The sequence below is a fragment of the Stieleria sp. JC731 genome (genome assembly GCF_020966635.1).
Lineage (GTDB): Bacteria > Planctomycetota > Planctomycetia > Pirellulales > Pirellulaceae > Stieleria.
Map to the genome: position 1 here is coordinate 523,629 of NZ_JAJKFQ010000002.1, position 12,340 is coordinate 535,968.

Annotated in this window: 8 protein-coding genes; all 8 read left to right on the forward strand. The window is 54.0% G+C overall.

What is annotated here, in order from left to right; genetic code table 11:
- Positions 1-157: 157 nt before the first annotated feature.
- The 8 genes from LOC67_RS07620 (at position 158) to LOC67_RS07655 (ending at position 12,275) form a co-directional block, all read left to right on the forward strand.
- Positions 158-1,105 carry a dihydrodipicolinate synthase family protein gene (locus tag LOC67_RS07620; RefSeq protein WP_230261935.1) on the forward strand — a complete coding sequence of 316 codons (948 nt, stop codon included), beginning with the start codon at positions 158-160 and terminating at the stop codon, positions 1,103-1,105.
- Positions 1,102-2,148 carry a proline racemase family protein gene (locus LOC67_RS07625; RefSeq protein ID WP_230261936.1) on the forward strand — a complete coding sequence of 349 codons (1,047 nt, stop codon included), beginning with the start codon at positions 1,102-1,104 and terminating at the stop codon, positions 2,146-2,148. The genes LOC67_RS07620 and LOC67_RS07625 overlap by 4 nt, the downstream gene beginning before the upstream one ends.
- Entirely contained in the window at positions 2,145-3,404 is a 1,260-nt protein-coding gene (locus tag LOC67_RS07630; RefSeq protein WP_230261937.1) for an NAD(P)/FAD-dependent oxidoreductase, read from the forward strand. Before LOC67_RS07625 ends, LOC67_RS07630 begins: the two co-directional genes overlap by 4 nt.
- Positions 3,405-3,525: 121 nt before the next feature.
- Positions 3,526-4,530, forward strand: a complete 1,005-nt coding sequence (locus LOC67_RS07635) for an NAD(P)-dependent alcohol dehydrogenase (protein ID WP_230261938.1) — start codon at positions 3,526-3,528, stop codon at positions 4,528-4,530.
- A gap of 784 nt (positions 4,531-5,314) precedes the next feature.
- Positions 5,315-6,847, forward strand: a complete 1,533-nt coding sequence (locus tag LOC67_RS07640) for a TolC family protein (protein WP_230261939.1) — start codon at positions 5,315-5,317, stop codon at positions 6,845-6,847.
- Positions 6,848-6,992: 145 nt separating this feature from the next.
- Complete coding sequence (locus LOC67_RS07645; RefSeq protein ID WP_230261940.1) at positions 6,993-7,433, forward strand: hypothetical protein; 441 nt, start codon at positions 6,993-6,995, stop codon at positions 7,431-7,433.
- A 233-nt stretch (positions 7,434-7,666) separates the two neighbouring features.
- Complete coding sequence (locus LOC67_RS07650; RefSeq protein ID WP_230261941.1) at positions 7,667-9,151, forward strand: efflux RND transporter periplasmic adaptor subunit; 1,485 nt, start codon at positions 7,667-7,669, stop codon at positions 9,149-9,151.
- A 4-nt stretch (positions 9,152-9,155) separates the two neighbouring features.
- Positions 9,156-12,275 carry an efflux RND transporter permease subunit gene (locus tag LOC67_RS07655; protein ID WP_230261942.1) on the forward strand — a complete coding sequence of 1,040 codons (3,120 nt, stop codon included), beginning with the start codon at positions 9,156-9,158 and terminating at the stop codon, positions 12,273-12,275.
- Positions 12,276-12,340 lie beyond the last annotated feature (65 nt).

Sequence of the window (12,340 nt, forward strand, 5' to 3'; positions counted from 1 at the left end):
GCATTTTCAAGTCAGGGGATCTGTTGTAGTCAAGAAATCGCTGGCGATCGAGGCGACAATTGCAAAGTCGTCAAAAAGGCCGCGGAACAGCCGTGCGCCGAAACAAATTCTGAATGGCAGCCGGATTAGGCAGGCTGAATTGAAAGTGGAGAAAACTGTGGCGGATCAATTACCTGTCTTTCAAGGTTGCATCCCGGCGTTAATGACGCCCTGTGATGAAAGTGGCAAACCAAATTTTGACATCCTGGTCGAACAGGGAAAGCAGCTGACGTCTGCGGGCATGAACGCGGTCGTCTACTGCGGATCGATGGGTGACTGGCCTTTGCTGAGCGATGCTGAGCGTCAGGAAGGCGTCCAAAAACTGACCGCCGCCGGAGTACGTGTCGTGGTCGGAACGGGCGCACAGAACTCACGATTGGCAGCGGAACACGCGGCCCATGCACAACGCGTCGGTGCTGCCGGGTTGATGGTGATCCCGCGGGTACTCTCACGGGGCACTTCGATCGCCGCACAGCGTGATCACTTTGCCGGAATCCTGAATGCTGCACCGGACCTGCCCGCAGTGATTTACAACAGCCCGTACTACGGATACCAAACGAAAGCCGATCTGTTTTCCCAGCTCCGCGATCAACATTCCAACTTGGTGGGCTTCAAGGAATTCGGTGGTGCCGAATCTTTGTCGTACGCGGCAGAGAACATCACCAGTGGCGACCCCGACCTTGCTTTGATGGTCGGTGTCGACACACAAGTTTTCCACGGCTTTGTTCGCTGTGGAGCGATCGGTGCGATCACCGGTGTTGGGAATGCATTGCCAAAGCAGGTATTGCGACTGGTCGAACTGTGCCAACAAGCTGCCAAAGGCGACAGCCTTTCACTGCGGCTTGCCAGCGAATTGGAATCGGCATTGGCGGTCTTATCGAAGTTCGATGAAGGGCCGGACTTGGTGCTGTATTACAAGCGTTTGATGACTTTAGAAGGCCAAGCCGGATACGAGCATCACTTCAATCCGACGGACGCGTTGTCCCCAAGTCAACTTGCGTTTATTGATGACCAATGGTCTCAATTCAAATCGTGGTGGGAGCAATGGGAAGGAGCGACTGCATGAGCATAGCTGATCCGTCATCATCACCAGTTCCGTGCTCGCCTGAACGCTTTGTGTCGCAGTACATCGATACGCACACGGCCGGAGAACCGACGCGAGTCGTTCATCAATGCGACCAGGAATTCATGTCGTTGATGCCCTGTGACTTGGTCCGCCGACTGTCGAGTGATTCCGATGCCCTTCGGTCAAGCTTGATCAATGAACCCCGCGGACATGAGGCGATGGTTGGCGCGATCCTTTGCCAGCCGAAAGACCCTGAGTGTTGTTCCGGCGTTGTGTTTATCAACAACGAAGGTTACCTGGGAATGTGCGGACACGGGGCAATTGGCGTCGCAGTTGCACTTCACTACATGGGCCGTATCCAACCAGGAAATCATTTCATAGACACCCCTGTCGGCAAAGTTGGGCTGAAGCTTGTCGGATCAAACGACGTCGAAATCAACAACGTCGCTTCGTACCGCTTTCGTCATGACGTCCAGGTAAGTGTGCCCGAGCTGGGAGTATTCCATGGTGACGTGGCCTGGGGCGGAAACTGGTTTTTCCTGGTCAAGTCTTGTCCTTGGGAATTGACGTTCGACAACATTGCCAAGCTGACGGACTATTCAATCCAGATCCGTGATGCCCTCTCTGATCAAGGCATCACCGGTAAGGATGGCGCATTTATCGATCATGTCGAACTGTTTGGACCAGCAACAACAACGGGTGCTGACAGTCGCAATTTTGTTTTGTGCCCTGGTGGCGCATACGATCGTTCCCCTTGCGGCACGGGAACGAGTGCCAAGTTGGCTTGTCTGGCTGCCGATGGTCGACTTGCGCCCGGTGAAAGCTGGGTTCAGGAAAGTATCATCGGCAGTCAGTTTGTTGCGTCGTACCGAACAGCCACCGACGGAACGATCCTGCCAACGATCTGTGGTCAAGCATATGTATGCGGCGAAGGACGCACGATCTTTCAACAGAACGATCCGTTCGCGTTTGGCATCACTGGATCGGGTGCCCAGGGTAGGCAAGCCCTGGGTAAGCACTCCCATGGCGAGGCAGTTCAATGACGCCAGGAAAATCAGAAACGGTCATCGTCGTTGGCGGAGGAATCGTCGGTCTTTCTTGCGCCCACTACCTCACGGAGCAGGGTTACAAAGTCACGATTATCGATCGAAAAACGATTGGCAGTGGCTGCTCACATGCAAACTGTGGCTACATCTGCCCAAGCCATGTTCTGCCGCTGACCGAACCGGGTGCGATCGGTATCGCGATGAAGTCGCTGCTGAATCCCAATGCGCCATTTCGTGTTAAACCGAGATTCTCACCAGCCCTTATTCGCTGGATGCTAGAGTTTGCCCGCCGTTGTCGCAAACAAACGATGTTGGACTCGGCAAAGCACCTGCATGCGATTCTGAGCTCGTCGATGACCGAGTATCGGCAACTGGTTTCCGAAGGCTACTTTGATGGCCAATGGAAGAATAACGGATTGTTGTATGTGTTTCGAAGCGAACACGCGTTGGCCGAGTTCCAAGAAACTTGCGATTTGATCGATCAACATTTTGGCGTCTCGATCACCAAAATCGACGGCAGCGATCTTCCCCAATTCGATGCAGCATTGCGTAGCGGTCTTGCGGGTGCTTGCCTCTACGAAGACGACTGCAGTGTCCGCCCTGATCTGCTCGTTTCCCAGTGGCTTGCAAACCTCCGCCAGCGTGGCGTTCAAATCATTGAAAACAGCGAAGTCATCGCGTTTGAGAAGCAGTCGGGTCGTCTGAAGTCCGTCCAAACTTCCAAAGGGACTCAAACGGCAGATCATTTTGTGATCGCGACAGGTGCCTGGAGCCCATTCCTTTCAGAATCACTCGGCTGCCGCATTCCGATCGAGCCCGGAAAAGGCTACTCCGTGACGATGGATCGCCCCGATCCATGCCCAACACACCCGATGCTATTTCCCGAACACAAAGTCGGCGTGACTCCGTTCGACGACGGTTGCCGTTTGGGTTCGATCATGGAGTTCGCAGGATACGACACCAGTATTTCACCGAAACGTATCGAACAGCTTAAACGCTCGGCGGAACCTTACCTACGATCAACATTCGACACCAAAGTCTCAGAAACTTGGTTCGGATGGCGGCCGATGACGTGGGACAGTCTGCCGATCATTGGTCCAGTGCCGAAACTGGCAAACGCTTTCCTTGCCACCGGTCACAACATGCTGGGAATGAGCTTGGCATCGGCGACAGGTCGGCTGATCGGTGAACTGGTTTCCGGCAGTTCGCCCCACATCGATGTCACGGGTTTCTCACCCGGGCGCTTCAATTGAGGTCACGTCATCGGCATCCATAGCGATGTCGAACCGCGGTAGACGCGTCGCTACGATGCCTCGTTACCGTCAAATGACGGACTCCTTTGAGAATGCGAACCAAACTGAATAGGTTGATTGAATGTTTCAAGCTTATGCCGCGAGCGGTCCTGACAGCGACTTCGAGAAAATCGAATTCGATCCCGGTGAATTGGGACTCGATGAAGTCGAACTGAGTGTCGAATTCTGTGGGGTTTGCCACAGTGATTTGAGCATGAAGCAAAACGACTGGGAGATGACCAACTACCCATTCGTTGGCGGACATGAAGCCGTCGGAAGGATCACGAAACTGGGTGAAAGCGTCAACGGCCTAGAAGTCGGCCAACGCGTCGGGGTGGGTTGGACTGCGTCCTCCTGCTTGCAATGTAATCAATGCCAGAGTGGTTATCAAAACCGTTGCGCAGATGCCGAAGGCACGATTGTGGGTCGACATGGCGGTTTTGCAGACCGGCTTCGCGTCCAAGCGGCCTGGGCGATACCGATCCCCGATGGCGTTGACTCAGTGGACTGCGGACCGTTGTTCTGTGGCGGGCTGACCGTGTTCAATCCCTTTGTCGAAAATAACATCTTGCCCACAGCCCGTGTTGCGGTCATCGGCATCGGTGGACTCGGACACATGGCGTTGCAGTTTGCGAACGCCTGGGGATGCGAGGTCACAGCCTTTAGCACCTCTCCGGACAAAGAGGAAGAAGCTCGTCAAATGGGTGCCCACCACTTCCTTAATTCTCGTGACGAAGAGGCTTTACAGTCCGTCGCCGGAAAATTTGACATGGTGCTCGACACCGTCAACGCGCCGCTAAACTTTGATGCCTACATCAACACGTTGCGTCCCGGCGGAACGTTTCATGTGGTCGGTGCGGTTCCAAAAATCGAAGCCACCACGTTCCCTCTGCTACTGGGCCAAAAATCGATCAGTGCATCACCCACCGGAGGAATTGTACGTGCGAAAGAGATGCTGGAATTCTGTGCCAGGCACCAGATCAAACCATTGATCGAAACGTTTCCGATGAGCCAGATTAATGAGGCCATGGACCGATTGGCTGAAGGCAAGGCACGCTACCGCATCGTGCTCAAGTCAGATTGGTAAGCCTTTTCTGAACTTGTGTCGCTCGCCGCTCACGGCGACTTCAGGATTTGCTTTCAATTGACGAATCCTCGTGCGAAGGGATCATCGCCGGAATCTGTATGCATTAGCAAAACTAAGTCAGGCGAGCATTTTCGATAAAGTCGATCGATCAAAATGATCGGTTACACGCAACCGCTGACAAAACCCGATCTATCAATCGGAGCGACATTCCATGTTGCGATGATGGTTCGTCAGTTGCGATCGAAATATGCTTGCCCATCTGAACCGAATTACGAAGCCAATCTGTTACGTGATCATCACGATGGTGATCGCGTGCTTTCCGATTCGCGCTGTTCCTTGCGAAGCCTGTTCACACCACGACGGACTTCACAAGCAATGCTTTTGTACTGAGATCAAGGCAGAAACCCGAGTCGGGACAGAGCCTTCCGCCAAGCAAGGTCCTAGTACTGAAGCGTTGGCGACGCGTTGCTCGATAACGCAGATCGCACCAGCATGCTCACATCCCTGCCACGACTGCGATGGAAGCTGCGCACACTGCTCGGTATCAATTGACATGGCTTGGCTAAGAGCGGCTTCGCACGATCAGACATTTGCGATCGAACGGTTGAATTCCGCCGTGGCAATAGCGATCAAATTGCAAATGGAAGTTGATTCGGTCCCACAATCGAAACCGCCACCACGATGCACCTCAAGTGAATTGAAGCCATTCGTCCTACGAATTTAAGTTGAAACGCGACTTTTCAGTTTGCATTTCTTCAAAGCCAAAACAATCACGGATGATCCAATGAAATCGAAATTCACGTTGGCGGTCACAGGTGGACTGGTATGTCTAGCGAGTGGCTGTGGAATCACACGACCAAGTTTGAAGCCATCTGTCTTGGAAACGCCGGTCGCAGCAAAGCCGACGACAAACGACAACGTTTCGGCCAAGACAAAATCTCCCGCTGCGTCGGTCCAGCTGGCTGGATTCTCTGAAACCCCAAGCGACACGGTCTTGCTTGGCGACCTGTTAGCACAACACAGCGATGCATCCGCTGATAGCAGCGCTGTCGCTGCCGAGCCCTATATCGCCAGCGAGCCTCTTGTGGCGTCCGACGGTGCGGCGACCTTAGAAGAGCTGCTTGCGATCGCCTTCGGTAATAACCCAGCGATCAACGAGCTAGCCGCGACCACACAGAAGGCTGCTGGCTATCGAACACAAGTCGCCTTGTATGCCAATCCGATTGTTGGCTACCAAGGTCAACAGCTTGCAGACAAAGGCACCGAACAACACCTGCTGTTTATCGATCAGGAAATCGTGACCGGCGGTAAACTTCAGCTGAACTGTGCGGTACTCAATGAGGCCTTGCGTGCTCAGTTGCAAGAACTCGAAGCACAAAAGATGCGTGTCGCAACGGACATCAAAACCGTGTACTTCGATTGCATGTTGATTCAACAACAACTGCAATTGATCGAAGCGTTTGCTCAGCAACTCGACCGTGGCGTCGAATTGGCCAACCAACGTTTTGCCGTTGGCGAAGGCACTCGCATTGATGCGTTGCAAACCAAAGTCCAGCTCAATCAGCTGCAATTGACCAGCCAGCAAAAGGCGGCGACCCTGCAAGCACGTTATCGCGAATTGGCGGCCCTTTGCGGAACACCAAACCGTTCCATCACTTCCGTCTCGGGCGACAACCTTCCGTTGGCACCTGAGTCGATCGACTGGAACTCGATGGCGACCACCATCGTCGCCTCCAGCCCAGAATACGCGGCGGCCCATGCCCGAATTCGCCAGGCTTCTGCGGCTGTCCGACGGCACGAGGCGCAACCGATTCCTAACCTGCTGGTCCAAATGGGTACGGGGGTGGACAATAGCACTGGCGGCCATGGCATGCTGAACATCCAAGCGGGCGCGCCACTTCCGTTGTTCAATAAGAACCAAGGCAACATCGCAGCGGCTCGAGCAGAATACTGCCGGGCGGTTCAAGAGGCAGAACGGATTGAAAATGCTATCCGCGCTCGATTGGCTGAAGCCTCCGGCGAATACGACCGAGCAGCCAAGGCCGTGCAAATGTACGCGAACGAATTGCTGCCCGCTGCTCAGCAATCGCTGGACCTGGCGGAAGAAGCCTATCAGGCGGGCGAACAGGACTTCATCCAATTGCTGGTCACCCGTCGGACCTATTTCGACACCAACCTGGCATACGTCGAATCCCGTGGTGATTTAGCGATCGCCAAAGCCAAAATCGATGGCTATCTATTGTCCGGAGCCCTTAACGCGGTCTTCGATGGCAGCGGTGACGACTCGCTACGTGGTTTGACATTCAGTCAGCAGTAGCAGAATCAGGCGATTGGCCACCGCTGTTGCATTGCCCTGTCCGGTATAATCCAGCGGTGTATTCCAGATGTGATCTGAATTGACGTTTGCAACCGTCGCAACTAAACTCCGCCGCTGCGACACCACCTTCCTTTAAAGTCCCCCCATGTCATCACTAGCAGATTTAAAAAGGCTTTCAGTGCTTTTGCTGCTAGCGCTCTGCACGATACCTGGGCCTCGACTGGTCGCGCATTCACATGATTCGGAATCGCTTTCTTCGGAAGCCTATTTCGATCACATGGCGGAATACCACTCTGAAGCGTCGGAATTGGCCATCCCACCAGACTGCCCGCACTATCACTGGGTGTTCAGCTGGGATGATTTTCGCAGCAAGGGTGTCTTTCCCCATACCGCTCAACCTTGCACAGCACTTCAGACGGATGAACTGGACCAGTTCACAACTGTGACCCAAGTTCCACCTGCCTTTGCCGCAGACCCCTTCTTGCAGTGGAAACCGGCGCGGCTTTCTGAGCGTTCGGTTTGCCTTTATGACTGCAACGTCGCTCCGAGCACCGAGCGTGCTCGTCTCTGCGTTTGGACGTGTTGAACAACACGTTCAGCCATCCCGAACGGCTTTCTAGCAAGCCCGAATAGCATTCCGACTGTCGCGGTATGCGTTCCTGGAAAAGGCTGGACATCTCAAAAGCTGTCACTCTAAACGTCAGCCAATCCGGCCAGCGTATGCGCCATTGCAAACGCTTGCCCTGTCACTTTGCTTTCCATCGGAAAGCGAGTTCGTTTATGCATCCAACGGTCCAACATGCAGTCATGCGGAGTGACATGATGACTCTATTTGAATGCCTTCAATGGCGATCCAAACGCAATCCCGTCCTACATCTGGTGGTGGTTCTCGCCGCGTTCATCTCCGCGATTAGCCTTCCCCACCACCTTCGAATCGATGCCTGGGGCACCCAATTATCCGCCCAAGAAGAATCCGATTCGGAAGACTCCATTGCCTACCCGAAATCCCAATGGGAGACCGCCGGAATCAAGCTGACTCAGCCCACCAAGCAACGCTTTACGGAAAAGATTCGGCTGACTGGAATGGTGTCTCTTAATGAAGACCGCCTGTCTCACGTCTACCCGATTGTCGAAGGAGTGGTTGACCGTGTCTCTACAGCACTCGGCGACGTAGTCGAAAAAGACCAAGTACTAACCGTTGTACACAGCCGCGAAGTCGGCCAAGCGAAGTTGGAAGTTTTCCAGGCGCGTTTGGCTTTGGAAATCGCAGAGGCCCAATACAAAGTCCAACAAGAACTTTCCGAAAACACAACGAAACTACTCGACGCACTGCGTAGCCAAAAGGAAATCACCGAGATCCAAAAGCAGTCACAGAATCAAAACATGGGCGAGTACCGTGAGCGATTGCTTAACGCCTACGCTGACTACCTGAAAGCTCAAGCCGATGTATCGCGGCTCGAAGGCATCGCTCAGTCAGGAGCTGTCTCGGGAAAACAGTTGCTCGCGGCGCAAGCAAGAAGAAACGCTGACTTAGCCACGTTCCAGGCTCGCATCGAACAGATCGCATTCGAATTGCAATCGGCACTTCTTGTGACTTCACAAGCAGTGAAAAGCGCCAGAACACGCGTCGCGGTTGCGACCACGAGCCTGAAAATTCTGGGCTGTGGCGAAGACGAAGTGCAAGTCATCGATCCGATGCAGCAGGGCGAATCGATTTCACACTACTCGATCCGCGCACCTTTTCATGGAACCGTGATTGCAAAAGACGTCACGTTGGGCGAACAGGTTCGGCGCGACAAGCAACTGCTAACCATCGCTGACCTGTCGACCGTTTGGATCAAGGCGGACGTCTATGAAAAAGATGTCCCGCTACTATCAACGCTGGCCGGAAGCGACCTTGAATTGGTCAGCGAAGCTTGGCCTGACAAAACGTTTCACGCCAAAGTTTTCTTCACTGGCGAAATCATGGATGAAACGACTCGCACGATTGCGATGCGAGCGATCGCGGACAACGAACAACACCTGCTGAAACCTGGGATGTTTGTCACCATTCGTTTACCCACGACTGCGAACGTGGAATCGGTACAGGTTCCTTCGAGCGCAGTCCAGCAACACGAAAACCGGTCATTTGTATTCGTCCACAAAGGCGACGGAAAGTTCGCGCGTCGAGATGTGCAGATCGGAAATCGCGGACGTCAATGGACTGTGGTTGAAAGCGGACTGACAGAACAGGAGCCCATCGTCAGCGACGGCGGTTTCATCCTGAAATCAAAATTGCTCGAAGGGCTGCTGGAAGAGGAATGATCCTATGGTGAATCGAATTATTCAGTGGGCTCTGGACAACCGTTTCATCGTCATGCTGCTTGCCATCGTCCTGCTTGGGATCGGTGGCTTTTCGGCAATGACGTTGCCATTGGATGCGGTCCCCGATCTGACCAATGTCCAAGTTCAAGTGCTAACGAACTCTCCGTCGCTCGGTCCGGTCGAGGTGGAGCAGTTCATTACTTTTCCGGTCGAAAATGCGCTCAGTGGTGTTCCCAAAGTGAGCGAAATTCGATCGATCAGCCGCTTTGGTCTAAGCGCCGTCACGGTTGCCTTTGAAGACGGCACGGACATCTATTGGGCAAGGAATCTAGTTAACGAACGTTTGATCAAAGCGAAGGAAGAGATTCCACCGGGGATGGGAACGCCTGAGCTGGGGCCGATCGCGACTGGAATGAGTGAGATCTATCAGTTCGAAGTTCGGCCCGAACCTGGACACGATTTTTCACTGAAAGAACTACGGACGATTTTGGACTGGCAAATTGCATTTCAATTGCGCAGCGTTCCCGGCGTAATCGAAGTCAACACGTTTGGCGGAGAACTGAAAACCTACGAGGTCCAAGTTGACCCAGCAAAACTACAAAACTACGACATCTCGCTAACCGACGTTTTCCACGCGGTCGAGGAAAACAATGGCAATGCTGGCGGAGGCTATATCACCCATGGCGCTGAGCAGCGGCTGATCCGAGGTGAGGGATTGATCCGCAGCCTCGATGACCTGCGGTCCATCGTTCTCGCAAGCCGCGATGGCGTACCGATCCGAATCAGCGATGTCGCAGAAGTTCGCTTTGCCCCGATGCTTCGGCAAGGAGCCGTGACGCGCGATGGTGATCGCGAAGCGGTGATTGGCATGGTGATGATGATCATGGGAGGGAACTCCCGCCAAGTGGTCGAAGACGTGAAATCGCGAATCGCGGAGATTCAAAAAACGCTTCCTGACGGAGTGACAATCGATACGTTTTACGACCGAACCGAATTGGTCGAAAAGACAATCTTCACCGTAGGCGAGAATATCGGACTGGGAGTCTTCCTGGTCATCTTGATGCTGTTCTTGCTGCTTGGCGATGTCCGTGCGGGATTGATTGTCGCCGCGGCAATTCCTTTGTCAGCCATGTGTGCGTTGATCGCAATGCGATACGCCGGGGTCTCGGCAAACTTGATGAGCCTTGGTGCGGTCGACTTTGGTGTGATCGTCGACGGTGCGGTGGTGATGATCGAAAACTGCGTTCGCAGGGCTTCGCATTACCAACGCGATCATGATGGAAAACGGGTCCCGCTTGGCGTTTACCGTGAATCCGCGAAGGAAGTAGGCAAGCCGATTTTGTTTGCCGGTGTGATCGTCATCATCGTGTTCATTCCGATCCTTAGCCTTCAAGGAATGGAAGGCAAGATGTTCCGCCCGATGGCATTCGTCTTCATGACCGCATTGTCATCGGCACTGATCATGTCCGTCACAGTGATGCCTGTCATGGCGTCACTATTTTTGGCGCGACGCATCAAGGAACGTGAAACGTTTCTTGTCCGCTGGATCAAAACGGCGTACAAGCCGACGCTGCGAATTGCGATGGCCCATCCCATCGCTATGTTCTTTGGATCCATCGTCGCCTTCGGAATCAGCGTTGTCATGGCAACCGGGTTCGGAATCGAATTTGTTCCGAAACTGGATGAAGGCGACTTGGCGATCCAAGCCACACGGCTACCGAGCGTTTCGCTGGAGACGTCGATCGAGATGACCAAGAAGATGGAGCGTTGTCTGCTAAAGTTCCCCGAGGTCGAAACCGTTGTCAGCAAAACCGGTCGTCCTGAAATTGCGAACGACCCGATGGGCGTTTATCAAACCGACTTGCTGGTGCGTATGAAGCCCCGATCGGAATGGCCAAACGATCGCTCCAAAACTGACTTGATCGACGAAATGCAGGAAGCATTGAAAACGGATGTTCCGGCGAACTCCTATGGCTTTACCCAGCCAATCGAACTGCGAGTTCAGGAACTGGTTGCCGGGGTCCGATCCGACATCGGCCTGAGCCTTTACGGCGACGATCTGGATGAGCTTAAACGTGTTGGTGACGAAATCGCCGCCGCGTTGAACACAGTCCCCGGAGCCGCAGACGTCGCCGCCCAGCAGGTTGCTGGCCTACCATACATGCGATTCCTATTGGACCGGGAAAAGCTTGCTCGCTACGGAGTTAACAGCCGTGATGTGCTTGACGTGATTGCTTCGGTCGGTGGCCATCCCATTGGCCAAGTCTTTGAAGGCCAACGTCGGTTTCCGCTGCAAGTACGTTTGAGTCCACAATGGCGTGAGGATGCAGACCAGCTTTCAGAACTTCGCGTCGAAGATGCCGAAGGTCGCAAGATCCCTATTTCTCAGCTGGCGACGATCCGCATTGAAGAAGGGCCGGTCGAAATCAGTCGAGACGCGATTCGCCGCCGACTGCTGGTCCAGTGCAATGTTCGAGGCCGAGACTTGGCCAGTTTTGTCGCCGATGCCCAACAGACGGTTGCCGAGAAAGTCACACTTCCAACCGGTTATGTGCTGCGGTGGGGAGGACAATTCGAGAACTTGCAACAGGCATCGAAACGACTTGCGATCGCCGTCCCGGTCGCTTTGTTTCTGATCTTCGCGCTGCTGTACATGACATTCAATTCGGTCAAGCTTGCCTTGCTGATCTACCTGAATGTTCCCATTGCGGCGACCGGAGGCATTGTGTTGCTATGGATGCGTGACATGCCGTTTTCAATCTCCGCCGGGGTTGGCTTTATCGCCCTCTTTGGTATCGCGGTCATGAACGGCGTCGTACTGATCGAACATGTCCGGCACCTGCGGCATAGCGGCGATAGCCTACATGATGCCGTCGTTGGTGGGGCCATGGACCGAATCCGTCCTGTCCTAATGACCGCATCATGCGGGGCGTTGGGATTTGTTCCGATGGCAATATCAAGCAGCTCAGGTGCAGAGGTCCAACGCCCATTGGCAACCGTCGTGATCGGCGGACTGGTCACGTCAACGATCTTGACGTTGCTTGTCCTTCCGTCAATCTATCGCTGGTTTGAACCGAAAGAATCCGCAGCCGAACCGATTGACATGGCTGAATTCGAACACTGACGCTGAGACTTTGTTGACCGTCGTCAGGCATTTGCAATGCGTTGCTGCCGGATGCCTGCCGACGG